Annotated in this window: 27 protein-coding genes and 1 riboswitch; of the genes, 24 read left to right on the top strand and 3 right to left on the bottom strand. The window is 45.2% G+C overall.

What is annotated here, in order from left to right; translation table 11 throughout:
* The first annotated feature begins 6 nt into the window (after window positions 1-6).
* From ACESPQ_RS11520 to ACESPQ_RS11480, 9 genes are all read left to right on the top strand, one after another.
* Complete coding sequence (locus tag ACESPQ_RS11520) at window positions 7-969, top strand: translation initiation factor eIF-2B (RefSeq protein ID WP_257335209.1); 963 nt, start codon at window positions 7-9, stop codon at window positions 967-969.
* Window positions 962-1,885 carry a pseudouridine-5'-phosphate glycosidase gene (locus ACESPQ_RS11515; protein ID WP_118002754.1) on the top strand — a complete coding sequence of 308 codons (924 nt, stop codon included), beginning with the start codon at window positions 962-964 and terminating at the stop codon, window positions 1,883-1,885. The genes ACESPQ_RS11520 and ACESPQ_RS11515 overlap by 8 nt, the downstream gene beginning before the upstream one ends.
* Window positions 1,886-2,298: 413 nt before the next feature.
* Window positions 2,299-2,718 carry a type III toxin-antitoxin system ToxN/AbiQ family toxin gene (locus tag ACESPQ_RS11510; protein WP_109770611.1) on the top strand — a complete coding sequence of 140 codons (420 nt, stop codon included), beginning with the start codon at window positions 2,299-2,301 and terminating at the stop codon, window positions 2,716-2,718.
* 281 nt (window positions 2,719-2,999) lie between these two features.
* Window positions 3,000-3,707 (top strand): LytR/AlgR family response regulator transcription factor, encoded by a 708-nt coding sequence (locus ACESPQ_RS11505; RefSeq protein WP_109770612.1) that lies wholly within the window; start codon window positions 3,000-3,002, stop codon window positions 3,705-3,707.
* Window positions 3,704-4,933: a GHKL domain-containing protein gene (locus ACESPQ_RS11500; RefSeq protein WP_373144382.1), complete on the top strand. Its 1,230-nt coding sequence runs from the start codon at window positions 3,704-3,706 to the stop codon at window positions 4,931-4,933. Before ACESPQ_RS11505 ends, ACESPQ_RS11500 begins: the two co-directional genes overlap by 4 nt.
* Window positions 4,934-4,990: 57 nt before the next feature.
* Window positions 4,991-5,680: a hypothetical protein gene (locus ACESPQ_RS11495; protein ID WP_002607107.1), complete on the top strand. Its 690-nt coding sequence runs from the start codon at window positions 4,991-4,993 to the stop codon at window positions 5,678-5,680.
* Window positions 5,681-5,935: 255 nt separating this feature from the next.
* Window positions 5,936-6,610, top strand: coding sequence for a response regulator transcription factor (locus ACESPQ_RS11490; protein ID WP_373144381.1), 675 nt, complete (start codon window positions 5,936-5,938; stop codon window positions 6,608-6,610).
* Window positions 6,607-8,013, top strand: a complete 1,407-nt coding sequence (locus ACESPQ_RS11485) for a sensor histidine kinase (RefSeq protein ID WP_109770613.1) — start codon at window positions 6,607-6,609, stop codon at window positions 8,011-8,013. Before ACESPQ_RS11490 ends, ACESPQ_RS11485 begins: the two co-directional genes overlap by 4 nt.
* Window positions 8,014-8,086: 73 nt before the next feature.
* Window positions 8,087-9,151, top strand: coding sequence for a PepSY domain-containing protein (locus ACESPQ_RS11480; RefSeq protein ID WP_373144380.1), 1,065 nt, complete (start codon window positions 8,087-8,089; stop codon window positions 9,149-9,151).
* 174 nt (window positions 9,152-9,325) lie between these two features.
* Here ACESPQ_RS11480 and ACESPQ_RS11475 read toward each other — a convergent pair whose 3' ends face one another.
* Both ACESPQ_RS11475 and ACESPQ_RS11470 read right to left on the bottom strand, forming a co-directional pair.
* The gene (locus ACESPQ_RS11475; RefSeq protein ID WP_002607111.1) at window positions 9,326-9,988 is read right to left on the bottom strand and encodes a hypothetical protein; all 663 of its coding nucleotides are present in this window, start codon (window positions 9,986-9,988) and stop codon (window positions 9,326-9,328) included.
* Window positions 9,969-11,486, bottom strand: a complete 1,518-nt coding sequence (locus ACESPQ_RS11470) for a DUF1538 domain-containing protein (protein WP_002607112.1) — start codon at window positions 11,484-11,486, stop codon at window positions 9,969-9,971. The genes ACESPQ_RS11475 and ACESPQ_RS11470 overlap by 20 nt, the downstream gene beginning before the upstream one ends.
* Before the next feature lie 303 nt (window positions 11,487-11,789).
* A riboswitch (purine riboswitch) is annotated at window positions 11,790-11,890 on the top strand.
* 65 nt (window positions 11,891-11,955) lie between these two features.
* Here ACESPQ_RS11470 and ACESPQ_RS11465 point away from each other — a divergent pair.
* Genes ACESPQ_RS11465 through ACESPQ_RS11425 form a run of 9 tightly spaced genes read left to right on the top strand, consistent with a single transcriptional unit; the run spans window position 11,956 to window position 20,563 of the window.
* Complete coding sequence (locus tag ACESPQ_RS11465; RefSeq protein ID WP_002607113.1) at window positions 11,956-13,266, top strand: uracil-xanthine permease family protein; 1,311 nt, start codon at window positions 11,956-11,958, stop codon at window positions 13,264-13,266.
* A 1-nt stretch (window position 13,267) separates the two neighbouring features.
* Window positions 13,268-13,771, top strand: a complete 504-nt coding sequence (locus ACESPQ_RS11460) for a nucleoside-triphosphatase (RefSeq protein ID WP_257335208.1) — start codon at window positions 13,268-13,270, stop codon at window positions 13,769-13,771.
* Window positions 13,772-13,774: 3 nt separating this feature from the next.
* Window positions 13,775-14,779 carry an ABC transporter substrate-binding protein gene (locus ACESPQ_RS11455; protein WP_002607115.1) on the top strand — a complete coding sequence of 335 codons (1,005 nt, stop codon included), beginning with the start codon at window positions 13,775-13,777 and terminating at the stop codon, window positions 14,777-14,779.
* 1 nt (window position 14,780) lies between these two features.
* Entirely contained in the window at window positions 14,781-15,749 is a 969-nt protein-coding gene (locus ACESPQ_RS11450) for a FecCD family ABC transporter permease (RefSeq protein WP_002607116.1), read from the top strand.
* On the top strand, window positions 15,746-16,564 hold the full coding sequence (locus ACESPQ_RS11445) for an ABC transporter ATP-binding protein (RefSeq protein ID WP_002607117.1): 819 nt from the start codon (window positions 15,746-15,748) through the stop codon (window positions 16,562-16,564). Before ACESPQ_RS11450 ends, ACESPQ_RS11445 begins: the two co-directional genes overlap by 4 nt.
* On the top strand, window positions 16,521-17,294 hold the full coding sequence (locus ACESPQ_RS11440; protein WP_002607118.1) for an FAD binding domain-containing protein: 774 nt from the start codon (window positions 16,521-16,523) through the stop codon (window positions 17,292-17,294). The genes ACESPQ_RS11445 and ACESPQ_RS11440 overlap by 44 nt, the downstream gene beginning before the upstream one ends.
* Window positions 17,291-17,752, top strand: a complete 462-nt coding sequence (locus ACESPQ_RS11435; RefSeq protein ID WP_002607119.1) for a (2Fe-2S)-binding protein — start codon at window positions 17,291-17,293, stop codon at window positions 17,750-17,752. The genes ACESPQ_RS11440 and ACESPQ_RS11435 overlap by 4 nt, the downstream gene beginning before the upstream one ends.
* Window positions 17,749-20,025, top strand: coding sequence for a xanthine dehydrogenase family protein molybdopterin-binding subunit (locus ACESPQ_RS11430; protein ID WP_373144379.1), 2,277 nt, complete (start codon window positions 17,749-17,751; stop codon window positions 20,023-20,025). The genes ACESPQ_RS11435 and ACESPQ_RS11430 overlap by 4 nt, the downstream gene beginning before the upstream one ends.
* Window positions 20,015-20,563: a nucleotidyltransferase family protein gene (locus ACESPQ_RS11425; protein WP_065530526.1), complete on the top strand. Its 549-nt coding sequence runs from the start codon at window positions 20,015-20,017 to the stop codon at window positions 20,561-20,563. Before ACESPQ_RS11430 ends, ACESPQ_RS11425 begins: the two co-directional genes overlap by 11 nt.
* A gap of 209 nt (window positions 20,564-20,772) precedes the next feature.
* On the opposite strand, the gene ACESPQ_RS11420 is transcribed toward ACESPQ_RS11425, so the two are convergent.
* Entirely contained in the window at window positions 20,773-21,066 is a 294-nt protein-coding gene (locus ACESPQ_RS11420) for an Rpn family recombination-promoting nuclease/putative transposase (protein WP_233105371.1), read from the bottom strand.
* 162 nt (window positions 21,067-21,228) lie between these two features.
* On the opposite strand from ACESPQ_RS11420, the gene ACESPQ_RS11415 reads away from it, so the two are divergent.
* The 6 genes from ACESPQ_RS11415 (at window position 21,229) to ACESPQ_RS11390 (ending at window position 26,358) form a co-directional block, all read left to right on the top strand.
* Window positions 21,229-21,888, top strand: a complete 660-nt coding sequence (locus ACESPQ_RS11415; RefSeq protein ID WP_002607123.1) for a uracil-DNA glycosylase — start codon at window positions 21,229-21,231, stop codon at window positions 21,886-21,888.
* Window positions 21,885-23,123, top strand: coding sequence for a bifunctional folylpolyglutamate synthase/dihydrofolate synthase (locus ACESPQ_RS11410; RefSeq protein ID WP_002607124.1), 1,239 nt, complete (start codon window positions 21,885-21,887; stop codon window positions 23,121-23,123). Before ACESPQ_RS11415 ends, ACESPQ_RS11410 begins: the two co-directional genes overlap by 4 nt.
* Window positions 23,124-23,220: 97 nt before the next feature.
* Complete coding sequence (locus tag ACESPQ_RS11405) at window positions 23,221-24,036, top strand: MurR/RpiR family transcriptional regulator (protein ID WP_002607125.1); 816 nt, start codon at window positions 23,221-23,223, stop codon at window positions 24,034-24,036.
* A gap of 333 nt (window positions 24,037-24,369) precedes the next feature.
* On the top strand, window positions 24,370-24,867 hold the full coding sequence (locus tag ACESPQ_RS11400) for a YcxB family protein (protein ID WP_118002744.1): 498 nt from the start codon (window positions 24,370-24,372) through the stop codon (window positions 24,865-24,867).
* Between the two features lie 49 nt (window positions 24,868-24,916).
* Window positions 24,917-25,654 (top strand): sugar isomerase domain-containing protein, encoded by a 738-nt coding sequence (locus tag ACESPQ_RS11395; protein WP_002607127.1) that lies wholly within the window; start codon window positions 24,917-24,919, stop codon window positions 25,652-25,654.
* Entirely contained in the window at window positions 25,651-26,358 is a 708-nt protein-coding gene (locus ACESPQ_RS11390) for an N-acetylmannosamine-6-phosphate 2-epimerase (RefSeq protein WP_002607128.1), read from the top strand. The genes ACESPQ_RS11395 and ACESPQ_RS11390 overlap by 4 nt, the downstream gene beginning before the upstream one ends.
* The last annotated feature ends 11 nt before the right edge of the window (window positions 26,359-26,369 follow it).

Genomic DNA, 26,369 nt, shown 5'->3' with positions numbered 1-26,369 from the left:
GTTTATATGCGTCTAAAGGACATACAATTTAAAAATGCTGAGCATGTAATTGAAGAAATCAAAAGTATGAATGTAAAGGGCGGTAGTCCGTTCGGCAGAGCTGCTGCATGGGCATTCCGTCTGGCCTGTGAGCAGGAGGAATTTCAGGATACGGGGCAGTTACAGAAACGCATGGAGCACATCGCACAGCAGATGCTGGACTTAAAGCCCACCATGGCTACGATATTCAATACCTGGCAGCTTGTGAAACAGACAATGTTGAAAGAGAATCAGGATGTATACCGGCAAAAGCAGGCAGTGATCAGCCTGTGCTCCAATATCATTGCGTATTCATTTGAGGCGGTAGAGCAGCTTGGAGTGTATGGGGCTTCGCTGATACAGGATGAAGAGGTCATCATGATGCATAGCTACAGCTCTACGCTGATGGGTATTTTTTTGAAGGCGGCTGAAATGGGAAGAAAATTTACAGTCATCTGTACGGAATCCCGTCCGTTGAGAGAATCCAGATTGGCAGTAAACATGCTGAGAAGTGCAGGTGTTTCGGTGATTTATATCACAGATGCATCCATATATGAATTCCTTCCAAGAGCCGATATGGTTATTATGGGAGCGGATACCCTGTGTGCCGATGGTTCTGTCGCAAACAAAATGGGAACGGCTATGATTGCCGGATTAGCGAAGGCCTGTAAGAAAAAAGTGTATATCGCCAGCGAACTATATAAACTGGACTTGCGTACGCAGGTTGGCTATCGGGTTGTTCTGGAGCGCCGCAGCGCATGGGAGATTCTGAATAAGGATGATTTTGATTCTCTGGATGGAATTGACGTTGTAAACCAGTTTTTCGATATCACACCAGCTTCCGATATTCAGGCGATTATTTGTGAATATGGAATTATCCCGCCATCGTCTGTATTGAATTTCTGGACGGATTTGGAAAACCATGTGAAGGGAGATGGGAATAATGGGTAAGTATACAGATTATCTGGATATTCAGGAAGAGGTAAAGGCAGCGCTTGAGGAGCACCGTGGGGTTGTGGCACTGGAGTCAACCATCATATCCCATGGCATGCCGTATCCGCAAAATGTGGAAATGGCAAAAAATTGTGAACGCATTATCCGAAAAGCAGGTGCCGTGCCTGCAACGATCGCCATCATAGACGGCAGAATAAAAATTGGTCTTTCACAGGAGGATTTGCAGAGGCTGGCCAGTGCGGATACTGTGATGAAGGTTTCCAGAAGAGATCTGGCAGTGGCAGTGGCTGAAAGGCGAATGGGGGCAACCACTGTGGCAACAACGATGATGTGTGCAGCCATGGCCGGTATTCAATTCTTTGTGACAGGTGGTGTCGGTGGCGTTCATCGGGGCTATGAGGAAACGATGGATGTTTCAGCCGATCTGGAAGAGCTTGCACAAAGTGATGTAACGGTAATCTGTGCAGGTGCCAAGTCCATATTGGATATTCCGCGCACGCTGGAATATCTGGAAACAAAAGGGGTAACTGTTATCGGCTATCAAAGTGATACGCTTCCTGAGTTTTTCACAAGAGAGGGTTCCTGCAGACTACAGCAGCGTATGGATACGGTAGAGGAAATTACACATATGCTGCATGTGAAAAAGGATTTGGGAATAAAGGGCGGTGTTCTTGTAGCAAATCCGATTCCGGAAGCATATTCCATGGATGCAGCTTATATCAATGCAATGATTGAGGAAGCATTGGAATGCGCAAAGGCTCAAAATATTAAGGGAAAGGATACAACGCCATATCTTCTGGCACATATTGTGAAGGCAACACAGGGAAAAAGCCTTGCGGCGAATATTCAGCTTGTGTATCATAATGCGGAAGTGGGTGCGGCACTGGCTAATGCATATGCCAAAAAAGAATAGCTTTCTAAGTTGACATACAATGAAGAGATAAGGAAAGATGGATATGGTAATCTTTCCTTCTTGCATTTTGTGCGCTATGTTATAAATAATTCCAATTTTATTTGTTTTATAAGTGTCGTTTGAAATTTATAAAAGTTTTTTCTAAAAAATTTTTAACAGATGTGACATGTCTTCGTTTCTGTAGTACTATAATAATGAAGGTAAAAAGCGGTGTACTCTACTTTGGAGAAATCTAAAAGTGAGAGCTAAAAAAGTGGCTGGCGCAAGCTGGCTTTTTTAAATAAGGGGTGGTTATATGTGGCGGTTCAAAAATAAAAGGGTACAGTTTATACAAATAGATGTTGCATATACCGATTATCTAAGAAAACACATTGATTTGAGAATACCCTGAATACCGGGAATCGGTGAGTGAAATGCGTCCATTTATCGGTATTCTTATGACACATGATGATATTGGATATGTCATTCCTTTAACATCACCTAAAGATAAGCATAAAAATATGAAAAATACGATGGATTTTCATAAAATAAATGGGGGAAAGTGGGGAGCGATAAATTTCAATCATATGTTTCCTGTTTTGCATGATCCTTCTGTTTATAAAATAATAAGGCCATTAAAAGATGTGAATACATACAGTAATCTGTTAATAAACCAAATCTCGTGGCTGAATAAAACAGAAAATAAGGAAATGGTTTTAAAAAAAGCAGAGAAGCTTTATGAAGCATATGTAAACGATACCTTACAGGATAAAATAAAGAAGAGGTGTTGTGATTTTAAAAAGCTTGAAAAACACTATAAAGAATATATAACACAGACATTATCACAGAAGTAGTAATATGATGAAAAAGCTTCAATAGGAAGTTTTTTTGTTTGAAATAAAACAATTTACAAAGTATGCATAAGTATTTGTATTGTGCGTTGATTTCCGTAAGCTTGTGTCTGATCATTCTTTTACCTATAAGCATACCACGGCGTAATGGAATGAAAGGAATGTGTAATCGGAAAGAAGCAGGAGATTTATGACAGGGACAGAAATTTCCATACTTGAAAAATAAGGGGTAGAAACAAAAGGGAACATGGTATAATAAACTATAAAGACAAGGGGAGATACCGATGTATCATATAGCAATTCTGGATGATGAAAGAAAAGAAGCAGAGCATATAAAAGAACTGGCAGATGTATATTTTGACAGGAAGGAACTGATGCAGCGGCGCATTGATATCTTCCATAACGGAAATGAGCTGCTTGCACATGTAAAAGCCATCCCCTGTGATCTGCTGTTTCTCGATATTGAGGTGGGGCAGGAAAATGGTATAGAGATTGGCAGAAAGCTGCGTCAGGTAGCACCGGATATGATTATCGTTGTTATCACAGGATATTTAAAATACAGTGTGGAGGGCTACAAAATTCAGGCTGCACGCTATCTGTTGAAGCCGGTGAATGCACAGCTTTTATACAGTGAGCTGGATGAGGTGCTCTCTCTGGATGACCGACAGACACTTGTTCTGGAGGAACGTGATACGTATCATAGAATCAAGCGAAGAGATATCCTGTATGTCGAAACAATGGGAAGAGGCACCCGCTTTCATACCCCGGAGGGAACATTTGAAAGCAGAGAAAGTCTGAGTATATGGGAACAACGTCTGGATGCTGCCTTGTTTGTGGAATGTCACAAGGGTATCCTCGTCCATGTACGCCGCATCGTATCGATGGAGAAAGACACGATTCTGCTTGAATCTGGTGAAACACTGCCTCTGGCAAGACGACGTGTGGAAACTGTGAAGGCGGTATGGCGTAGCTTCCAGGAGAAGTACGCATGAGCTTGTTCCTGCGGGTCTTTGAGATTTTGATGATGTGCACGCTTTGCTATTCCTACCATGAAACTATGCGTTCGCAATACCGTTCCTCGCTGGCCAAAATCCTGCCCTATCTGATAACCGGATTCTTTCTGATTCTCATATCGCCCTGGCTTTCTATAACCATACTGCGGATTTTGCTGGCGGCTCTGCTCTGCCTGTCCATCCTGCTGTATCGCAACGACTGGCAGTCCCATCTGTTTTTTATCGGTGACCTGATAGCCGGTGCGATTATCGTTCAGATCATCAGCACGCAGAATCCAGCCTTTCATGCAGAGCCTGCAGACTGGCTGCAGGGCTGTCTGTATTGCGTAGTCGTATTTCTCATACAGCTGCTTCTGTTTTACTATCGGCATGTTCAATATGAACAGCTCTATGTGCCTGTTTTTGCCGGTGCGGCTTTCCTCTATTTAATCATTTGTGCCTATATAGGAAGTCAGGGGATACATGAGGATACCGGTATCATCTGCAGCCTGCAGGTGCTGGTGATACTGGTGATGAAGCTGTATCGAATCTGCTTCTGTCTGGAAATCCGTCGGGAAAAGGAGCTGCAGGCGATGGTGAAGACACAGCATATGGTGGAAAACAGAGAGCGCTATGAACGCATTCAAAAAGAAAATGCATACATCATGAAATCCATGCATGACTTAAAAAAGCATGTGGAGCTGCTGGAACAGATGAAGCAGGGAAGTCCTGCGGTTGATGACTATCGCAGTGATATTATTGTGAAAACTGAGCATATGCTGAATGTACAGAAAACAGGTGATGAGCTGATTGATAAGATATTACAGCTGTATCATCCGCGTTTTCAGGCGGCAGGGATTCGCTTTCAGCTGGAAAGCGATGTGATAGATTACAGCTTTATGGATCCAATTGATCGCTGTGCGGTACTCTGCAACATGCTGGATAATGCACTGGAAAGCTGTCTTGCCGCAGAGGAGCCGTTTATTTTATTGCGTATGGTGGAACAGCATTCCACGATTCTGTGGAAAATGAAAAACAGCTGTATACGCATGGAACAGGAAAAAGAGGACGCATTTGCACATGGCTTCGGCATGCAGAATATAAGAGATATCGCCCGTCGTTATCAGGGAACACTCAGCGCCGGCTGGGAACGCACACATCTGCTGTTTCGTACAACGGTAGCCTTCGATAAACCGCTGATGTCGGAAAATGAACCGCTTATGTAAAAACGCGGGCAAGGTGAACTTTTACGGATATAATGATAGCGAAAGAAGGGATATATCATGTTAGAAAATATGAAATTCAAACGAAAGGTATTAAGTAGAAAAAAGATTATTTCAAGCTTTCTGGTTGTTCTTGTTTTGTCATTATGTCTGGGTGGCTTTATGTACGGTCTTGCGGATAGCTTTGAGGATTTTGCGGATATCCGTATCCTGCAAATCGGCTTCCTTGTACTGTTTCCGCTTTTTACTGTGATTATGTGGGTGCCGCTGTGTCTGGGCGGCGGTCAGATTTATGATATGCGTGAGGATGCACTTGTCATTATTCCGGCATATAAGGATCGTCAGAAATGGAATATGATCCTGCATGTGTTATGCAGTGATGATGTAACACCGTTTCTGCAGGAAATACGATATGAGGATATTGATCATGCGACCTTCACGGTGGATCGCAAGGCCGGTGTATGGGGTCTGTCCAGATACACCTATCTGTTGAAGCTGTATAAGGAAAAGGATCTGTTTGTGACTCTGTATATCAATCCTATGGATAACGGTATTCTGCTGCCTGCCGGTAAAGGCGGAATATTGCTGACCGGCTTTCGCACAAGTGAGGATATTCTGAATATGATGCAGCTGATCACGGCCGGCGGTATGCGCCTGGAGGATCCCCACCATATCCTGGATGCGATGAAACGAAGGGATATCGAAATCTACGATTATCTGGAAAGTCTGCAGATCAAAAGAAGATATTAAGCAACAGAAAGCGTCACCCTGTGTAATTCGCAGCAGGGTGGCTTTTTTTGAAGTAAAGCTGTTTACAGTAAAATAAAAGAATAAAGATAAATTGCTGCTGTTGAAAAACACGTAACCTTCAGAGGACGCAGGTATCAAATTCTTGAAAAGACTGTGGAGAATGGAGCATAATACTGCTAAGATAAAAGTGATAGCTTTCTCATGTTACTTTCATATTTGTATGATACCATGGAAGCAAAGGAAGGAGATGCAGGAATGAGACTATTGTTTGCAGAGGATGAACGTGATCTGAATGATATCGTATGTCAAAAACTCAGAAAGGAAGGCTATACGGTAGATGCCTGCTTTGACGGAGCGGAGGCTCTGGAGTTTCTGGCTGTTGCCGATTACGATGCTGTTATTCTTGATATCATGATGCCGGTGATGGACGGCTATGCGGTTTTGAAGCAGCTGCGTGTTGAGGGAAGAATGACACCTGTATTGTTTCTGAGTGCGCTGGATTCCATTGAAGACCGTGTTCTGGGGCTGGACAGCGGAGCTAACGATTATTTGATCAAGCCGTTTTCCTTTGCTGAGCTGATGGCCAGAATCCGAACGATGATCCGTCTGTCCAAGGGAAGTCAGACCTCCCTTCTTCAGGTCGGTGATTTAACTCTGGACACGGCTACGCATACAGTGCACCGTGCAAATAAGCTGATACTGCTTTCCGCAAAGGAATATGCATTGCTGGAATATATGCTGCTGAATAAAAATATCGTGCTTTCCAGAGAAACTATTGAGGAGCATATCTGGGATTTCGATTATGCAGGAGGCACGAATCTGGTAGATGTTTATATCAGCTATCTGCGTAAAAAGATCGATGGCGCATCCACCTGCAAGCTGATCCATACAGTACGAGGAAGCGGTTATGTAATAAAGGAGCCTTCATGAAGCGTCTGAGTATTCGTGCGAAAATCACGCTGTGGTTTGCACTGGCCATGAGTGTTCTGGCTGCCCTGACACTGGGCTGTGTGTGGATGATCAGTGATAATGTCGTACAGAAAAACATCAAGGACTCTCTGGTGGAAATGGTCAGTGACAATGTGGACGAGGTAGAGTATTACAGAAATAAAGAGGATGCCAATCCGGATGGCGACAGAGATATTTACATACAGTATAAAAACGGGTATCTTGAAATTGATGATGACTATCTGGATCAGATGAATGGGATATATACCACCTTATATAAGGAAGATTATGAGCTGCTGTATGGAGAAAATCCAATAGCAGAGGCAAGCGGAGATATTGCCTTTGCTGATAATAAATTGCAGACACTTCGCTATAAGGGAACAACGTATTATCTGTATGATCGCTCCTTGAAGGGAGAAGGCATGGAGGATCTGTGGCTGCGCGGCATAGTATCCCGCAGTCAGGGAGCACGCTGGATGGATGCAATCGTTATCCTTTCCATGTGGCTGATTCCCGTATTGATTTTACTGGCACTTGCGGGCGGGTATTTTCTGGCAGGCCGGTTTCTGCGCCCGATTCAGCAAATGATACAGGCAGCCTCCGGTATTCAGCAGGGACAGGATCTGAAGAAGCGGATAGAGCTGAATAAGGGACAGGATGAATTGCATCAGCTGGCAGATACCTTTAACGGTATGATGGATCGGCTGGAGGCGTCCTTTCAGGCGGAAAAGCAGGTTACCAGAGATATGTCCCATGAGCTTCGCACTCCGGTAACGGTGATTCTTTCCCAATGCGAGCTGTCACTGGAGGAGGAACAGGACAAGAGTACCTATGCGGATGCGTTGCGGCTGATTCAAAGACAGGGACAGAAGATGTCCGTCCTTATCAATGATATGCTGATGATGACACGCATGGAGCAGAAAAGGGATAGCATATGCATGGTGCAGCTTGACTTCAGCAGTCTATGTGCTTCCGTTTGTGAGGATCTTCGCTTGATACGCGAGAAGAACATCGCGCTGAGCTGGCAGCTGGAAGAGCATGTGATGGTCATGGGAAACAGGGAGCTGCTGCAGCGTCTGCTTGCAAATCTGATTGCCAATGCGTATCGCTATGGAAAAGAGCACGGGCATATTCAGGTTGATCTGAAGCAGGAACACGCAGAGGTCTTATTATCGGTGACGGATGACGGCAGGGGAATTGCAGAGGATCAGCTTGCACATATATGGCAGCGGTTTTATCAGGCGGATGCTTCCCGCAGCAATCAGGGGAGCGGTCTGGGACTGGCGATGGTACAGGAGATTGCGCAGCTGCATCATGGCTATATGAAGGTGGAAAGTGTGCAGGGAAAGGGCTCCTGCTTTACCTTCTGTGTACCGATGAAATAAATATGTTTTCTCATATTGCTTTCATCTTTCTCTGTTATACTACTGGTGTAAAGGAAATAAAGGAGTGAATGAGATGATGAAAAAAATACAACAGCTTTCCACATCTGTGAAGGCATTACTGGCAATCGGGGGTATCTCTGTTTTAGCAGGCGGTGGTGTTATAATAACGAACGCGATGGAAGCAGACAGCCGTATCGATGCGGAGAAGGCAAAGGAAATTGCATTGCAGGATGCCGGTGTGAAGGCTACAGCGGCACAGTTTGAAAAGGCGGCATTGGAAAAGGATGACGGACAAAGCGTATATGAGGTGAAATTCCATACGGATGAGCATGCCTATGAATATACGATTACCGCAAAGGACGGACATATCCTGGATCGGGATGTGGACACATTGAAACAGGGCTCCGCAGCAGATACGTCCCCGATTTCGCTACAGGAGGCAAAGAATAGGATGCTGAAGAATGCAGGGCTGAAGGAACGTGACGGAACCTTTCTCAAGGCTTCCTTAAACAAAGAGGATGCGCAGGAGATTTACGAGCTGAAATTTAAAACTGCACAGAAGACATATGAATACAAGCTGCTCGCAAAGGATGGGACGATTCTGGAAAAGGATATGGAAACGAATGCAGCTTCAGGCAGTGAACCAGAAAACAACAAGGGCAATTCAACAGCCTCACAACAGTTGATCAGTAAAGCAGATGCCAGAAGCAGAGCGCTGCAGGATGCCGGTGTGAGTGCAAAAGCTGCGACCTTTACGAAGACAAAGCTGGATTATGAAAATGGCAGGCAGGTATATGAAATCGAATTTGTGACTGCGACTATGGAATATGATTATGAGCTTGATGCAGAAAGCGGGGCTGTCAGAGAACGAAAATCTGAACGGCTGGAAATTCAAAATCAGGAGCAGTCAAAGCCATCCGCTTCCTATATCGGAGTGGATCGTGCAAAAAGCACAGCACTCTCACACGCCGGTCTGCAGGCAGGCAGTGTGACCTTCACCAAGGCGAAGCTGGAAAACGATGACGGTATGTCGGTATATGAAATTGAATTTCGCAAAGGCTCCACAGAATATGAGTATTCGATTGATGCATACAAGGGGACAATTCTGGAATGGGATAAGGAAACGGATCACGACTAAGCGGCAAGCGGACGACGTGAGATAAGACAGGGGACGTTGCTGCACCTTGCTTATCGCTGAGGGGCTGGAACACTTCACGTTGAAACAAGATGAAAAAAGGGTCAGCATTGACCCTTTTCATCATGATGTAACAAACCTGCATTGAGCAAAGGCATGAGCTGAAGCTTTTTTAGTTTACATTCCGATGAATTCATCCACCGGCATGGAGAAAATAAGACCTTTGGCTTCGGTTTGAAGACCTGCAGCCATATTGATTTCATGCATGATCTGCTTGTAATTCTCATAGACGGATAAAATTACAACGATATCCTTTTCACCCTGCAGCCTGATACCGAGAAAGGAGGTCGCATCATCCTCATGCAGAGAACGGGCATGGAGAACCGTACCACCGGTGGCGTTCGCTTCCTTGGCAGCTTCCATAACCTGATCACGCCAGCCGTGTTCTACGACCGCAATAACAAGCTCATACTTACGTTCCTTCTGTTCCATCTCTTCCTCCTCATAGATTCTTCCACATAAAATTTTACGTTGAAACAGGCTGCTGATTCCACTCAGCGGCATGGTAAACATAATACCGTGCCCCATTTTTCTGATTTGTGTTTCCTTTGCGATCCGATGCATAACCTCATGCTCCAGCTGTGCAGGAAGGCAGCAGAATAGCAGCTCCTTATCCGTTTCACCGATTCCCAGATAATCCAGTAGATCAGAGCCTGCTGTTCCCAGTGCGAGAATGCCATAGGTGAAATACAGCTGGTATGATCGGCATAGCTCTGCGACCTGCTCTCCTTTATCCCGGTTTACAATAATCACCAGACACTTAATTTTCTGTCCGCTCATTTATGACCTCCTCAAACTCCATGATGCTATCCTCCTGCAGCTCCCCGGCAGCTGTCTTTTTATGCTTTGTCATCACCAGACCAAGAATCTGGATGGTCAGAAGCGGTGTCATTGCCACCATCGCTACAATGCCGAATGCATCCAGTAAAACATTTCCCCCAAGCTGCTCACAGGCACCCATGGCAAACGGCAGCAGGAAGGTGGCTGTCATCGGACCGCTGGCTACACCGCCGGAATCAAAGGCGATGCCTGTAAATACGTTAGGTACAAAGAAGCTCAGTATAATTGCTGTAAGATACCCCGGAATCAGAAATACCATGATGCTGATTCCGCTCAATATGCGCAGCATGGCGATTCCAAGCGATATGCCAACACCGATTGAAAGAGAATACAGCATGGCCTTCGTCGATATGGTACCTGATGAAATATCCTCCACCTGACGGGTAAGCACATGCACAGCCGGCTCCGCCTTCACAATGAAGAAGCCGATCAGCACGCCGATGGGGATTAAAATCCAGTTATAGGACAAGGCTGCTATCTGCGTTCCTATGAAATAACCGGCGGGCATGAAGCCGACATTGACTCCGCATAGGAACAGAATAAGACCGAGAAAGGTATACAGAGCGCCAACGAGAATTTTAATGATGGCACGTTTGTTGAAATAGCTGCTGATAAGCTGAAACAGGAGAAAGAAGCACAGGATGGGAAGCAGTGCCTTGCTTACCTCCCACATGTAATGCGGCAGCTCTGTCAGAAAAATCCGAATGACATCCTTGCTTGTTTCCACATAAGCCATTTCAAACGGTGTATATGTCGCACCCTGTGGCTCATACAGAATGCCCAGCAGCAGGACAGCCAGAATCGGACCGATGCTGCACAGCGCTACGATACCAAAGCTCTCCTCTTCTGCATGCTTCTGCGTGACATTGGCCATACCAATGCCCAGTGCCATGAGAAAGGGGACCGTGATTGGACCGGTTGTAACCCCGCCGCTGTCAAAGGCTACTGCCATGAAGGTATCCATGGAAAAGTAGGCAAGTATAAATACCAGTGCATAAAACAGCATAAGCAGATATTTCAAATTCCAGTGAAACAGAATTCTCAGCAAAGCCATGACCAGAAAGAAGCCGACACCGGCAGCGACTGTCCAGATTAACGTGTTGTCCGGAATACCGGGAACCTGATGTGCAAGCACTGTGAGATCAGGCTCTGCAATCGTTATGATAAAGCCGATGACAAAGGTGATGCATACCATAAGACATCTTTTTTTTGACGTGCTGAGCATGGTGCCGATGCCCTCTCCCATTAGCATCATGGACATATCCGCACCCAGGGAAAAAAGTCCCATGCCGATAATCAGCATTACGGCACCACAGGCAAACAGCAGCATGGTACCCACCGGCATCGGAGTGATTGTGATACTCAATAAAAATACAATACAGGTAATCGGCAATACAGAGGATACTGCTTCTTTGATTTTGTTTTTCAGTTTTGTCATTGATTCACCTCTCTTTTCATTCTCTATACATCTTATAGTTCTATTTTAACATGTATGATTGTCTTGTGACTGTTTACATATAGTTCAAATCAATGGATGGTATACATTATATGGATAAGTATCCATTGATTTCTAACGGCTTGTATTCCACAATCGTTCGGATAGGGGTCAGCATTGTCAGCTGTTGTATACAGGAAAAAGAAAGCTTGCAGGTTGTAATATCGGATATCCTGTACGGTGTGGTCACACTTTTTTTAAAGCTGACAGGTAAAGTGTTTATTTATGTAGAAAAATAATACAATATGTGGTAAAATCTTTACGTTTCGTATAATTCGCGTGGTATGGTGCGAATGTCTCTACCCCAGACCGATACCTCTGGGACTACGGAACTGATCATTTTATTATATCTATGATAAAAGATTGGTTCCCGCATAATCGACGGGAACTTTTTTCATTGAAGGAGAACGTAATGGAAGAGAAAAAGAAAGACTCCATCTATGAACTGGATGGAACGGTACCGCTGAAAAAAGCGCTGCCACTTGGGATTCAGCATATTCTTGCGATGTTTCTGGGGAATGTATCCCCGCTGATTATCGTCTGCGGTATGCTGGAAATGAGCGGTGTATTAAAAATGACACTGATTCAGAATGCTATGTTTGTCGCAGGTATTGCGACCCTGTTTCAGCTGTATCCGTTTTGGAAAATCGGAAGCGGACTGCCAATCGTAATGGGTACCAGCTCCGGCTTTATCGGAACAGCAAAGGCCATTGGGGCGGCGTTTGGGTACGGTGCCCTGATGGGGGCGAGCTTTATCGGTGGTATTTTTGAAATGGTAATGGGGTATTTCATCAAGCCGCTGCGTAAGCTGTTTCCACCGGTTGTGACCAGTCTGGTCATCATTTCGATCGGACTTTCCCTGCTGCCGGTAGGAATCAACTACTTCGGAGGAGGAAACGGCGCTGCAGATTTCGGAAGCACCAATCATCTGCTTGTTGGAACCTTCGTTATCATTGTCATATTGATTGCCAAGCAGTTTAAGGGAGCAATAAACAATGCCTCTATACTGATTGGTATCGTCGCAGGCTATATTCTGGCTATTATACTCGGTATGGTGGACTTTACACAGGTGTCCTCTGCCAGCTGGTTTGCACTTCCGGCCTTTATGCCGGTAGCCTTTGAGTTTAATTCGCAGGCAATTATAGCGATGGGAATCATGTTCATCGCAACGACTGTGGAAACGATCGGAGATGTTTCCGGTGTCGCAAACGGCGGGTTGAACCGGGAAGCCACAGACAAAGAGCTGCAAGGCGGTGTTATGGCTGATGGTCTTGGTTCTATTCTGGGCGCAATCTTCGGTGTACTGCCAAACACCTCCTTTTCACAGAATGTCGGTCTTGTCGCTGTAACAAAGGTCGTTAACCGCTTTGTTATTATGACAGGTGCTGTATTCCTGATTCTGTGCGGATTCTGTCCGAAGCTGAGTGCCTTATTCTCCGTTATGCCGCAGTCTGTGTTAGGTGGTGCCGCTGTCATCATGTTTGCCATGATTTTGGTCAGTGGTATCCAGTCTTTAACAAGAGAGCCGCTGGATGAGCGTAACGGTCTGATCGTTGCTCTGGCCATCGGTCTGGGCGTGGGAATCGGAAATGTACCAGCTGTTCTTGCACAGCTTCCTTCCTGGGTTGGAAACATCTTTGCACAGAACGGTATCATCATGACCTTTGTGATTGCTACGGTATTGAATCTGATTCTGCCAAAGAAAAAGAGCGAAGAGGAATAGTATGAAGATTTTCCTGACTGGACAGAAACAGATTGGAAAATCGACCTGCATTCAGGAATGTATCCGGGAGTGTCATAAGTCTGTCTGCGGCTTTCTGACACTCCCTTTTTATGAGGAACAGCGGCGAGCCGGCTTTTATCTGCATGCGCTGCATGCAATGGAGCACAACGATCAGCGCTTTTCGATGCAGCATGAAACGTGGAACGAAGTGATACCGGGAGTATTCAACAGCTTTGGCACACAGCTGTTACAGAAGGCGTGCAGGCTGCAGGAGCATATCCTGATTCTGGATGAAATCGGACATCTGGAACAAAAGGAAACCATATACCTGCAAACACTGCTGGATAGTATAGATAAATTTCCAAACATTCTTGGTGTTTTAAAGAAATATGATATACAATATATTCATGAAATAGCAGCCAGAAAAGATGTGATCGTCTTTGATTTGGATGTGATGGCATATGAGGATGTAAAAAAATACATTCTGAAAGCAATGGGAGGCTAAGATATGAAAAGGTTTTTAATGACAGCTATGTCTGCTATTATGGCGCTGTCTCTGATGGCGTGTACGGATACAGGCAAGGAAGATGAAAAAAAAGTAAGTGAAGGCTTTATCATTACCGATCAGGCCGGCAGAAAGGTAAATTTCGATAAGCCTGCAGAGAAGGCGATCAGCGGATATTATATCGCAACAAGTACGGTGATTGGTCTTGGTCAGAAGGACAAGCTGGTCGGTGTGGAAATGAAAGCGGATCAGCGTGAAATTTATAAGCAGGCTGCTCCTGAAATCCTGGAGCTTCCGGCAATGGGAAATAAAAAGTCCTTTAATGTAGAGGCTGCCATCAAAACGCGGGCGGATGTTGCATTTCTGCCGATTGCTTTGAAGAGCTATGTCGGAAAGCTGGAGGACGCTGGAATGAAGGTTATCCTGTTGAATCCGGAAACACAGACGGAATATGATGAAGCGGTCAATCTCATCGCAATTGCACTCGGTGCAAGAGAGGAAGCACAGAATTATTTCAACTATCGTGATGTACTGATGGAAAAATACATAACGGATACCGGAGTAGCAAAGAAGGTGTATATGTCCGGCAGCAGTCTGCTGGAGGGAGCAGGCTCCGATATGTTCCAGAACAGCCTCCTGAAGAGTGCGAAGGCTGAAAATGTCATGGCAAAGGCTGGAAAGGGCTGGAGTACGATTGGGAAAGAAACCCTGCTGGATATGAATCCGGATGTGATTTTCCTTGAAAACGGCGGTGCAGATGTGAAGCGTGTTTTGCAGGATTCCGCACTGTCTTCCTTAAACGCGGTAAAGAAGAAGCAGGTGTATGAATTCCCAAGTCCGCTGGAAACCTGGGATACCCCGAATCTGTCCAGCTGTCTGGGTGCACTGTGGGCATATGCAACGCTGTATCCGGATAATCTTTCCATGGATACAGTAAAGCAGGAAGCAAAGGACTTTTACCGTACCTTCTATCACATAGAAGTAAAGGACAGCGATCTGGGCCTGTGATATGAGACGCAGATTCTGGCTTGGACTGCTGCTGGCAGTGCTGGCTCTGGGTTCTCTGTGCGCAGGCAGATACGGCAGCAGCCTTTCGGATATCGCAAGGGCGCTGCTGTTTTCCGGTGATGAGCTGACACAGTCACTGGTGTGGAATCTGCGGATGCCAAGGATTCTTCTGGTCAGTATCAGCGGTGCGGCACTGGCGGTATCCGGCGTTGTCTATCAGACGATTTTCCGAAATCCCCTGGCTAGCGGTGATGTTATCGGTGCAAGCAGCGGCTGTTCTCTGGGTGCGGTGTTTGCGATACTTTTCTATCAGGAATCCTGGTTTATCGAGCTGTGTGCCTTTCTTACAGGTATGCTGCTGGTTATTCTGACCTTTCTGCTTGCCTCCCGCGTCAGAGGGAACAGAATCCTGAATCTGGTGGTTGCCGGATTGATTCTGCAGGCGGTTGCGACCTCTCTCATGATGATGATGAAGCTGTATGCAGATCCTGCAACGCAGCTGGCAAATATGGAATACTGGCTGATGGGCGGGTTCTCCGATGCCTCGTGGTCTGCCGTCTTTCTTACCCTTGTGCTGTGCACACTTGGAATGAGTGGCTTGTATCTGCTGCGCTGGCAGATACAGCTGCTTTCATTTGGAGAAGAGGCCTCCACCCTTGGCGTCAATGTGAAGCTCATACGATGGGTATCCCTGCTTCTGGCTACCCTTCTGATTTCCAGTGTGATCAGTGTTGCGGGAATCGTCAGCTGGGTTTCTCTGCTGATACCCCATATTATCCGTATCGCCTGTCGCAAGCCGATTTCACAGACGATGGGAATTACAGCAGTCAGCGGAGCGATCTTTCTGCTTCTGTGCGATACACTGGCACGGACCCTTATGACGATTGAAATACCCATCAGCATACTTACCAGTCTGTTCGGTGCTCTTGCACTTGTAGTACTATTCGTGAAGGGAAGGCTGCATTTATGATTTCCATACAACATCTATCGGTACAGCTGCAGGGCAGAGACATTTTAAAGGATATCAGCTTTGCGATACCAAAGGGCCGCATCGTTATGCTGCTGGGAGAGAACGGCAGCGGGAAAACAACACTGATTCGTTCCCTTCTGCAATATATTCCCTATAAAGGCTGTATCTTGCATGACAAGAGCGATATACATTCGCTGAAGCAGCGACAGCTTGCCGCTTTGTTCAGCTATGTTCCCCAGATTAAGGAAACCGTAGAGGATCTTGCGGTGGAGGAATGTATCGTAAGCGGCTTTGCACGTACACTCTCCCCGTTTGCCCTGCCTTCGAAAAAACAGTACGAGCAGGTGCATGCACTGTTAAAGGACTGGAACCTGTCCCATATTGAAGGAAAATTATTACAGGAAATCAGCGGTGGAGAATTGCAGATGACCTATGTTGCCAGAGCCTTTTTACAGGATGCCGCCCTTATGGTGATGGATGAGCCGTGTACCTATCTGGATTATCGGCGCCAGCATCAGTTTCTGCAGGAGATGCTGCGGCTGAAGCTTCAGGGAAGAAGTATGCTGATCAGTATGCATGATCCCAACCTGGCCCTGCAGTATGCGGATGAGCTTGTGCTGCTGCATCAGGGAAAGCTGTATGCACATATACGCGGGCCGCGTCCAGAAATGACGGCAGCCTGCTGTACGTATTATAATGAACTGTACGGGGATACCTTTACAGTGATTGGAACTAAGAGTGAACCTACTCTTATATGGAAGGAGAATAACTATGCTGACGATTCAGCAATACTGCAAGGCAAAGAGCCTCGATGAAGCATATGAGCTTCTGCAGAAAAACCGAATGAATCAGATTATCGCTGGAATGCTGTGGCTGCGTATGCAGGAACGTACGATTCCGGTCGCCATTGATTTATGTGATTTGCATCTGGATATGATTGAAGAAGATGAGGACAGCTTCACGATTGGTGCTATGACCTCTTTGCGTGCACTGGAAACCCATGAAGGTCTGCAAGAAGCATTCGGATCGCTGTTAAAGGATGCACTGAAGGATATCGTAGGAGTACAGTTTCGAAATACTGCTACGCTGGGAGGCTCCTTGTATTCCCGCTTCGGCTTTTCTGATGTACTATGCGCATTGCTTTGTCTGGATGCAGAGGTGATTCTGTATAAACAGGGAAGAATTTCCTTACAGGAGTATGCCGCCATGCCGTATGAACGGGATATTCTGACGCATGTCGTGCTGAAAAAGGAGCCGGTAAACACAGCCTTTGCCTGTGTGCGAAGAAGTGCTACGGATCTTCCGGTTCTGAATATGTCTGCCGCAAAAGCAGGGGAATCTCTGCGTATTGTCGCAGGTTCCCGCCCAAAACGTGCGCAGCGTTTTACCATGCCCTGGAGTGAGGATCAGGAAATGATTGCAAAGCATATGCAGGCGTGTGTGGAATGTGAAGATAATATGCGGGGGAGTGCAGAATATCGTTCTGCTTTGATCTATGCATTAACGCTGCGTCTTTTGAAACAGCTGAAGGAGGATGCCGCATGAATGTAACAATTACCGTAAATGGAAAACGAATACAGGCAGATGTTCCTGCAGGGCAGACGCTGCTGCAGTTTCTGCGCGAACAGGGCTACAGGAGTGTGAAATGCGGCTGTGAAACGACAAACTGCGGCTTATGCAGCGTATGGATGGATGAAAAAACAGTGCTGTCCTGCAGTGTGCCTGTGGGACGCGCGGATGGTCATCGCATTACCACGCTGGAGGGTGTGGAAAAAGAGGCAAAGGAATTTGCGGATTTTATGGCAAAAGAGGGGGCGGAGCAATGTGGATTCTGTTCACCGGGAATGATGATGCAGGTGCTTGCCATGAAAAAGGAAAACAGGACTTGGACAGATGAGGAAATCAAGCACTGGCTGGCAGGGAATCTTTGTCGCTGTACCGGCTATATGGGACAGCTTCGTGCCATCAGAGCCTGGCTTTTGAAAGGAGGGGAAGCCGCATGAAGTACATCAATCAGCCCGTTATAAAGAAGGATGCCTATGCTCTGCTTAGCGGGAAGCCGGTGTATACGGATGATCTGGCTCCTGCGGACTGTCTTGTCATCAAGCTGCTTCGCTCACCGCATGCGCATGCGAGAATCAAATCCATCGATACCGGTGCTGCGAAACGCATTCCGGGTGTCGAAGCCATATTTACTTATAAGGATGTTCCTGCATCGAGATTCACGCTGGCAGGGCAGACCTATCCCGAGCCATCCCCATACGATCGTCTGATACTGGATGAGGTTGTACGGTATGTCGGTGATGAGGTTGCCATCATTGCCGCAAAGAATGAAGCGAGTGCGCTGCAGGCGATGAAGCTGATTCGCGTTGAGTATGAAGTATATGATGCTGTGCTGGATTTCACAAAGGCACTCGACCATCCGGTTATCGTTCATGCGGAAGAGGACTATAAGCTGCTGTGTGAAATCGGGAATGAACGGCTGCGCAATCTGCACTCTCATGATGAAAGCATTGTTGGTGATGTCGATCAGGCGTTTGCGGAATGCGATGTTGTTTTGGAACGTGAGTATCATACAAAAGCCAATGCACAGGCGATGATGGAAACCTTTCGCTCCTATGCCTATATGGATACCTTTGACCGCCTGAATGTGGTCAGCTCCACACAGGTGCCTTTCCATATCCGGCGCATGGTTGCCAATGCGCTGGAGCTACCAAAATCACAGATCAAGGTGATCAAGCCGCGAATCGGCGGAGGGTTTGGCGCCAAGCAGACAGGCTGTACCGAAATCTTTACAGCCTTTGTGACATGGAAGCTGAAGAAGCCGTGCAAGCTTGTGTATACCAGAGAGGAAACCTTTATGGCGAGCAACTCCCGCCATGAAATGAAGATGCATGTGAAAATCGGTGCCATGAAGGATGGGGAAATCCGTGCAATCGATTTGTACACCCTGTCCAATACAGGTGCCTATGGAGAGCATGGGTCAACGACTGTCGGTTTAAGCGGACATAAGTCACTTCCGATTTATAATCATGTAAAGGCAAGCCGCTTTGTTTCGGATGTCGTTTATACAAATACAATGACAGCAGGTGCATACCGCGGCTATGGCGCTACGCAGGGACAGTTTGCAGTAGAATCTGCAGTAAATGAACTGGCGGATACCCTGCATATTGATCCATGTGAGCTGCGTTTGAAGAATATGGTGCAGGAAGATGAAGTTATGAAGCAGTATTATGGCGAGCATTTAAACAGCTGTGCACTGGATCGCTGTCTCAGGAAGGCTATGGATATGATTAGTTGGAAGGAGAAGGCACTGTGCCGTGACATGGGAGATAAGGTGCGCGGTCTAGGTGTAGCTTTGTCCATGCAGGGAAGCGGTATTGCCAACGTGGATATCGCATCAACCGTGATCAAGCTGCAGGATGACGGATTTTACACCTTGTCGATCGGCGCAACGGATATGGGTACCGGATGTGATACGATTTTGGCGCAGATGGCTGCGGAATGTCTGGACTGTGATGTGGATAATATCATAACACAGTCTGTGGATACGGACGCATCTCCATACGATACCGGCTCCTATGCTTCTGCAACGACCTATGTAACCGGCATGGCAGTTGTGAAAACGTGTGAGGAGCTAAAGAAACAGATTCTGCGTGAGGCGGCAGTCCTTCTGGACGTGGAAGAGGAGCATATCACATTTGATGGAAGTATGCTTCGTGCAGTGGAGGATGATAAAGAAATCACACTGGCAGAGTTTGCGAACCGCTGTTTTGCGGGCGGCAAGGGTGCGTGTCTGATAGCGAGTGCATCCCACTGTTCACCGACTTCTCCTCCTCCGTTTATGGCAGGAATCGCAGAGGTGGATGTAGATAAGCTCACGGGTGAGATTACGCTGGTGGATTATGCGGCTGTTGTGGACTGCGGGACGGTTATCAATCCCAATCTTGCCAGAATTCAGACAGAGGGTGGTATTGCTCAGGGAATCGGTATGGCGCTCTATGAGGATATCACGTACTCCTGTAAGGGCAGGATGCGCAACAATTCCTTTCTGCAATATAAAATGCCGACACGGCAGGATGTCGGTACAATACGGGTTGATTTTGAAAGCAGCTACGAGGATAATGGTCCGTTCGGGGCGAAATCCATCGGCGAGGTTGTTATCAACACACCGGCACCGGCAATTGCGTCGGCTGTAGCACATGCAAGCGGTGTGCAGGTTCGCACATTGCCGATCACGGCAGAAAAGGTTTTACTAAAGAAGGATGAAGACTGACCTCATTCTGTTAGCCTCCGGATATTCGCGCAGGTTTCAGGGAAATAAGCTGTTGTATGAGCTGGACGGGATGCCGCTGATTGCACATACACTGCAAAAGCTTTCGACTTTAAATCCGCATTCTCTCATCGTGGTAACACAGTATGAAGAAGTTGAAAAGCTGGCAAGGGACTATAACGCAGTTGTGGTTTTCAATACGCAGGCCCGAAAAGGACAATCGTTTTCCATACGACTTGGAATTGAAAGAAGTACTGCTGATCAGGCAATGCTGTGTGTTGCGGATCAGCCGTATCTGCGCTTACATACATTTAAGAAGCTGCTGGAGCTGGCAGATGGAGAACATATTATCTGTGTTACCTGTCAAGGTATTTTAAGAAATCCTGCTATATTCCCCAGGAAATATTACAAGGAGCTGTTAGCCTTGTCGGATGAACAGGGTGGAAAACAGATTTTGAAAAAATACAGGGAAAAGGTCATCGCTGTGCCATGCGATGTGGATGAGGTACGGGATATTGATAAAAGAAGTGATTTAAAATAATAGAATTGTTAAAAAGGAAAGTCACGACGGTTGGGAATTGCTTGGGAATAAGCTGAATCCACAACTATTCATAGACTTTCTTTTATATGAAAATAAACAGTCATTGTACAAGACATACAGTTTCTCCGGTTCCTGTTTATGGATGTATACATCGCATTGGTATATCGGCCATGTGTAATCTTTTCTGTCTCATAGGAATGGTGTCTTATTCATTCGATGGAAGAGTCTTTTTTGAAGATTTCAACAAAGGAGTATACATTGGTCGCATCATCCTTTTCCCCAGCATGCTGGATACATATCCAAATAGAATACACTTTTTTAATCTTATCATAATCAGAATGCTGAAATCCATCTGGTGCATTCATCTGCTTTGATAGAAGTCTGCTGCTATAGTAGATGGCTCGACTAACCAGTGGATAGCCCGGGTTATCCTTATGCTGTGCCTCAAGATTTGTGAACTTCATCTGTGAATCGAGGCAATCTGAAGGCATCCCTTTTATCATTCTGTGTACATCTTTCTAAGAGAATCATGCTTTATAAAGGATATGGTTTTCTTTTCTTACAGTTTCGGCTTTTATACCGTTTCAGAATTTTATCAAAGGAATGGTACTGTTACCTCTCCTTTAATTATGATATGATTATACCGTTTGAGGAAGTGATAAAACATGAAGCAATGGAAGGAACTCTTCCAGCAGGAAGAACAACAGGAATATTACCAGAAGCTGATGCAGTTTCTGGATGAGGAATATGCACATAGGACAATCTATCCTCCAAGGGAGGATTTATTCACCTGCTTCACAAGCTGCCCCTTTGAAGCAGTGAAGGTGGTGATACTCGGACAGGATCCATATCATCAGCCTGATCAGGCGCACGGTCTGTGTTTTTCTGTCCGAAAGGGTGTACAAATACCACGCAGCCTGAAAAATATTTACAAGGAATTAAAGAGTGATATGAATATTGATGCACCATCTCACGGATGCTTAACAGACTGGGCGAAGCAGGGAGTCTTTTTGATGAATACAGTTATGAGCGTACGTGAGGGACAGGCGGCATCACATAAGAAAAAGGGCTGGGAAACCTTTACGGATACGGTTATTTCAGCTTTGAATGAGCAGGAAAAGGGAATTGTTTTCGTCCTATGGGGGAGCCATGCACAGAAAAAAGCAGAGCTGATTACCGGTAGACAGCATCGCATCCTGATGTCTGCACATCCATCCCCGCTATCCGCATCCAGAGGCTTTTTTTGCAGCCGGCCGTTTTCCACTGTGAACAGATATCTGGAGGAAATGGGAAGAACTCCGATCGACTGGAGGCTGAGTGAATGAGATTTCAGAAAGCAGAGGATGTTATTGCCATCATCGAACAGAGGAAAAACCGGGGCTATGGCCTTGACCATTTCAAGGCCTATATGGCATCACTTGGAAATCCGCAGGATCGTTTGCGGAGCATTCATATCGCCGGAACGAATGGCAAGGGCAGTACGACAAATGATATTCGCAGTATCCTGCAGACAGCCGGCTACAAGGTAGGAAGCTTTACATCGCCATTTATGATTACCCATCTGGATCGTATACGAATCAATGATCAGGATATAAGAGAGGATGCGTTTCTTGCAATTACTAACCGGTTTTATGACAGCTGGATGGAATGGGACCTCAGTATGTTTGAAATTGATATGTGTATTGCGGTTTTCTATTACCTGGAGGAACAAGTGGATTTCTGCGTGTTTGAAACAGGACTTGGCGGTCGAAAGGATGCAACCAACATCCTGCAGCCGCTCGTGTCGGTGATTACGAATATCGGAATGGATCACATGGAATTTCTCGGTGATACTCTGGAAAAAATTGCAAAAGAAAAGGCTGGAATTGTGAAGGAAGGTATTGATTTGATCACTGCAGAGGATAAGGAGTGCTGTCTGCAGGTGTTTCAGAAGCATACCGCTTCGGCTCATGCACAATGTATAAAGGCAGGGGAAATTTCAAATATACAGGAAACAGCTGACGGGTTGTCCTTTGATTATGGGAATTTAAAGGATGTTGCATTATATGGAAAAGCAAGGTATCAGTGTCGAAATGCTGCCCTTGCGATAGAGGTATGCTTATATCTGCAAAGACAGGGGCATATCCGGCTTACAGAAGCACAGCTGCGAACAGGTCTGCATCAGGCTGTCTGGATCGGACGGTTTGAAACAATTTCGAAGGAGCCTCTCATCATTTTGGACGGCGCACATAATGCGGATGGTATTCATGCCCTGTGTGAAACGTTGAAGCAGATGGAGGATGTGCAGGTACTGTTTTCTGTGTTGAAGGATAAGAATTTCGAAGCGATGCTGCAGGAGCTGGAAACGGTATGTGGGGAAATTCTTGTCGTACCCTTTTATAATGAACGAGCATTGGATGTGAAGCTGCTGGAGGGAAGAAAGCATATACATCTGATGGAGAGCTATGAACAGGGTATCGCGTATGCATTACAAAAAGCGAAACCTCTTGTTATTACGGGTTCTCTGTATTTTATCAGTGATGTGCGTAAATATCTGATTAAGAAAGGGTATGCAGGATAGAAAGGTATGGAACACATCTGTTTTTTCGTGAAATTAAATTGTTTTCATGTATAATGAAAGCAGATAGACATGAAAGAATATAATAGAGGTGAGGTTCATGCAAACATTAGGCATTATTGAGTCATATTATCCATCCTTCACAAAATCAGAGAAGCGAATAGCGGATTTCATAATCGAGAGTAATTCCAAGGTTATTGATTTAACGCTGTCCGAGCTTGCCGTTATGCTGAACGTGGGAGAAGCGACAATCGTACGATTCTGTCGGAAAATGAAGCTGAAAGGATTTCAGGAATTGAAATTTTTATTGGCAATCGACGATGACGGAAAGCAGCAGGAGACAGATAAGCACGAATGTATAAAGAATAATCTGATACAAACAATTCAGATAACGGATTCCATGATTCAGCAGGAAGAAATCAATCATGCAATACAGTTGATTGAGGAAGCTGAATATATCTATTTTTTCGGTATCGGTACAAGCGGTCTCGCGGCTTCCATGGGCGAATCAAGACTTTTTCGATTCGGTAAACAGACAAAGGCAGTGACGGATTCACATCGACAGTTAATGCAGGCGAGTCTTTGTAATGAAAAGAATTTGATTATCATTGTATCGGTATCCGGTGAAACCAAGGATTTGATCGAAGCGGCTGAAGTAGCAATAAAAACAGGCTGCAAAATAATAACGATAACCAATCACATAACATCGACGCTTGCCAAATTGTCAGATTGTGTAATTATCAGCTATGGAAAAGTGAATTTAATGAATGCAGGAACCTTCTCATCCATGGTCTCACAGCTGTTTATTCTTGATATACTTACCAGTGGATATGGATTGCATAATGCCGGAAGTGTCCGTATTGCCAGGGAAAATATTGCTAGAGTTATCTATGGCAAAACAAGAGATGAATCTTAGTAATAAATTCATTTCGGGCTTTATTGTCAAAATAGTTTTCATGATAAATCAGTTATAAAGAACAGTACGATTGTCTATATGGTCGTATTGTTTTTTTTATGTTGAGGTTGAGAAAAACCATATAGGGGCAGGACACAACAATGCTTTGTATCATCAGATATGCATTTATCATACTTTTATTATTATAACGGTTACGAGTTTTGTATAAAAAATAGAAAATAGTGTTAGTTTACTATTTACATGTATATACATCCATGATATCATATGGATGTGGAGTTAAAACTCAAAATAATAAAATAATATGGAGAAAACTCCATAAAGGAGGGTGTGCGTATGCAGATATCCTATGAATTAGATTATCGCGATGCTGCACGCTTTACGCTGTATAGAAGTTTGGAGAATGCAGATGTAAAGCGGAGGAAAACGGTGCTGCGATGGATGGTCACAATTATGCTGCTTGCTATTATTCCGGCATTTCAGTTGAAACATCCGGCAGCGATATCTCTGGTTCTGGTGATTTGTTTTTTATGGCTGGCTTTTTGCGATACATTTATGAATCATATACTATTAAAGCAGATATTAAAAGAACATAAAGAAATAACTTATGAGAGAATCGAGATAGTTTCAGCCAAAGAGTCATTGCTGATACACACAGGAAAAAAGCAACATTCTTATCCGTATGAGGAAATTACACATTTCTTATATTTCAAAAAGCTTCTGCTGCTGACACTCCATGACGGATCCAGCATATTGATACCAAGACATGCGTTCAACAGCAACCATGATTATAAGGCTTTCTATATGCACATTCTCAACCATTGCCCGCAATGATAAAAAATTTTACGGTTATTACATGTATATACATGTTAAGGAGGAAAAAATGATAACTAAAGTATTTGAGACTGGATTTGATGTATTAAACAAGGTAAGGGAAACCCAGCAGGAACAGCTTGACCAGGCGGCAAAGCTGATTGCAGATTGCTTTCTGGCACACAAAACGTTTTACGTTACAGGAAGCGGTCATTCCCATACACTTTGTGAAGAATTCTATGGACGTGCAGGAGGTCTGGCATTTGTAGTTCCCATTATGACTAGTGAGCTGACGATGACAGAGCATCCTACAAAAAGCTCGTTTTTGGAAAGACTGAGCGGTTATGCGGCTATACTGGCTGATCTGTATGATATAGAGGAAGGGGATGTCGTATTGATCGCATCCAATTCCGGAAGAAATGCCTACCCTATAGAAATGGCAATCGAAGCAAAGAAACGAGGAGCTTCTGTCATTGCAATCACCAATATTGCACATTCAAACGCTGTTTCATCCCGTCATGAAAGTGGAAAAATGCTGATGGATATTGCAGATATCGTGATTGATAACTGTGGTGTGCCCGGAGATTGTGCAGTACAGATGGAGGGGGTAGCTGCTGCGGTGTGCCCGACTTCATCTATGGCCAATACCTTTATCGCACAGGCAATCAGTGTTCAGTGTGCCTATTATATAAAAGAAAAAGGAGTAACACCACCTGTATTTGTAAGCTTGAATAGCGAAGGCACTGAGCATGTCAATGATGAATATTTCGAGAAATATACAAGAATGTATAAAAAGGCGCGCCTATGACAAAACGGGAAATTCTACAGCGCCTGAAGGGACAACTAATCGTTTCCTGTCAGGCATACGAAGATAATCCATTGTATGGCACAGAAAATATGGTCACGATGGCAAAATGTGTGCTGGCAGGCGGAGCCAAAGGGATCCGGGCATGCTGGCCTGAAAATGTAAGAGCCATACGTGCACTTACAGATGCACCGCTGATAGGAATCAATAAAGTCATGCCATCAGCGGACACGGATTTTTATGACAGTGTCTTTATCACACCGAATTATGAATCAGCTGTAGCTGTTATTGAGGCAGGATGTGATGTCGTTGCACTGGATGGTACCTTGCGGGGTAGAAATGAGAAAGAATTAACTGAGCTTGTACAAAGATTGAAAGCCGCATATCCCGATATCGTATTGATGGCGGATCTGGCTACGGTTGAGGAAGGCATCATCTGTGAAAAAGCAGGATTTGACATCCTTTCCTCTACATTAAGCGGCTATACAAGAGATACGATGCATAACAACCTGGGCGGACCGGATATTCAGCTGATTCGCGAATTGAAAAGCAGGACGAGCTGTCTGGTGAATGGAGAGGGTAAAATATGGGATAGTAAACAGCTTCGTGATGTATGGGCGGCAGGAGCTGATATGGTAACAATGGGCAGTGCCATAACGAATCCTATGAAAACCACAGCTTATTTGATTGATCAAATGAAAAAATGAGAGAGATGATG

Origin of the sequence: Clostridium sp. HGF2, from assembly GCF_964240115.1 — a bacterium.
Classification (GTDB): domain Bacteria; phylum Bacillota_I; class Bacilli_A; order Erysipelotrichales; family Erysipelotrichaceae; genus Clostridium_AQ; species Clostridium_AQ innocuum.
The sequence above is the reverse complement of the archived record's forward strand: the minus strand, read 5'-3'. Positions and strand labels throughout refer to the sequence as shown.

What these genes read in the sequence shown, in the direction of transcription:
- ACESPQ_RS11435 (WP_002607119.1), top strand. Translation starts at nt 17,291, where the DNA reads ATGAATGTAACAATTACCGTAAATGGAAAACGAATACAGGCAGATGTT.
- ACESPQ_RS11415 (WP_002607123.1), top strand. Translation starts at nt 21,229, where the DNA reads ATGAAGCAATGGAAGGAACTCTTCCAGCAGGAAGAACAACAGGAATAT.
- ACESPQ_RS11495 (WP_002607107.1), top strand. Translation starts at nt 4,991, where the DNA reads ATGTTAGAAAATATGAAATTCAAACGAAAGGTATTAAGTAGAAAAAAG.
- ACESPQ_RS11505 (WP_109770612.1), top strand. Translation starts at nt 3,000, where the DNA reads ATGTATCATATAGCAATTCTGGATGATGAAAGAAAAGAAGCAGAGCAT.
- ACESPQ_RS11465 (WP_002607113.1), top strand. Translation starts at nt 11,956, where the DNA reads ATGGAAGAGAAAAAGAAAGACTCCATCTATGAACTGGATGGAACGGTA.
- ACESPQ_RS11510 (WP_109770611.1), top strand. Translation starts at nt 2,299, where the DNA reads ATGCGTCCATTTATCGGTATTCTTATGACACATGATGATATTGGATAT.
- ACESPQ_RS11425 (WP_065530526.1), top strand. Translation starts at nt 20,015, where the DNA reads ATGAAGACTGACCTCATTCTGTTAGCCTCCGGATATTCGCGCAGGTTT.
- ACESPQ_RS11455 (WP_002607115.1), top strand. Translation starts at nt 13,775, where the DNA reads ATGAAAAGGTTTTTAATGACAGCTATGTCTGCTATTATGGCGCTGTCT.
- ACESPQ_RS11410 (WP_002607124.1), top strand. Translation starts at nt 21,885, where the DNA reads ATGAGATTTCAGAAAGCAGAGGATGTTATTGCCATCATCGAACAGAGG.
- ACESPQ_RS11420 (WP_233105371.1), bottom strand. Translation starts at nt 21,066, where the DNA reads ATGATAAAAGGGATGCCTTCAGATTGCCTCGATTCACAGATGAAGTTC.
- ACESPQ_RS11470 (WP_002607112.1), bottom strand. Translation starts at nt 11,486, where the DNA reads ATGACAAAACTGAAAAACAAAATCAAAGAAGCAGTATCCTCTGTATTG.
- ACESPQ_RS11515 (WP_118002754.1), top strand. Translation starts at nt 962, where the DNA reads ATGGGTAAGTATACAGATTATCTGGATATTCAGGAAGAGGTAAAGGCA.
- ACESPQ_RS11445 (WP_002607117.1), top strand. Translation starts at nt 15,746, where the DNA reads ATGATTTCCATACAACATCTATCGGTACAGCTGCAGGGCAGAGACATT.
- ACESPQ_RS11460 (WP_257335208.1), top strand. Translation starts at nt 13,268, where the DNA reads ATGAAGATTTTCCTGACTGGACAGAAACAGATTGGAAAATCGACCTGC.
- ACESPQ_RS11405 (WP_002607125.1), top strand. Translation starts at nt 23,221, where the DNA reads ATGCAAACATTAGGCATTATTGAGTCATATTATCCATCCTTCACAAAA.
- ACESPQ_RS11430 (WP_373144379.1), top strand. Translation starts at nt 17,749, where the DNA reads ATGAAGTACATCAATCAGCCCGTTATAAAGAAGGATGCCTATGCTCTG.
- ACESPQ_RS11490 (WP_373144381.1), top strand. Translation starts at nt 5,936, where the DNA reads ATGAGACTATTGTTTGCAGAGGATGAACGTGATCTGAATGATATCGTA.
- ACESPQ_RS11485 (WP_109770613.1), top strand. Translation starts at nt 6,607, where the DNA reads ATGAAGCGTCTGAGTATTCGTGCGAAAATCACGCTGTGGTTTGCACTG.
- ACESPQ_RS11475 (WP_002607111.1), bottom strand. Translation starts at nt 9,988, where the DNA reads ATGAGCGGACAGAAAATTAAGTGTCTGGTGATTATTGTAAACCGGGAT.
- ACESPQ_RS11480 (WP_373144380.1), top strand. Translation starts at nt 8,087, where the DNA reads ATGATGAAAAAAATACAACAGCTTTCCACATCTGTGAAGGCATTACTG.
- ACESPQ_RS11395 (WP_002607127.1), top strand. Translation starts at nt 24,917, where the DNA reads ATGATAACTAAAGTATTTGAGACTGGATTTGATGTATTAAACAAGGTA.
- ACESPQ_RS11390 (WP_002607128.1), top strand. Translation starts at nt 25,651, where the DNA reads ATGACAAAACGGGAAATTCTACAGCGCCTGAAGGGACAACTAATCGTT.
- ACESPQ_RS11520 (WP_257335209.1), top strand. Translation starts at nt 7, where the DNA reads ATGCGTCTAAAGGACATACAATTTAAAAATGCTGAGCATGTAATTGAA.
- ACESPQ_RS11400 (WP_118002744.1), top strand. Translation starts at nt 24,370, where the DNA reads ATGCAGATATCCTATGAATTAGATTATCGCGATGCTGCACGCTTTACG.
- ACESPQ_RS11450 (WP_002607116.1), top strand. Translation starts at nt 14,781, where the DNA reads ATGAGACGCAGATTCTGGCTTGGACTGCTGCTGGCAGTGCTGGCTCTG.
- ACESPQ_RS11440 (WP_002607118.1), top strand. Translation starts at nt 16,521, where the DNA reads ATGCTGACGATTCAGCAATACTGCAAGGCAAAGAGCCTCGATGAAGCA.
- ACESPQ_RS11500 (WP_373144382.1), top strand. Translation starts at nt 3,704, where the DNA reads ATGAGCTTGTTCCTGCGGGTCTTTGAGATTTTGATGATGTGCACGCTT.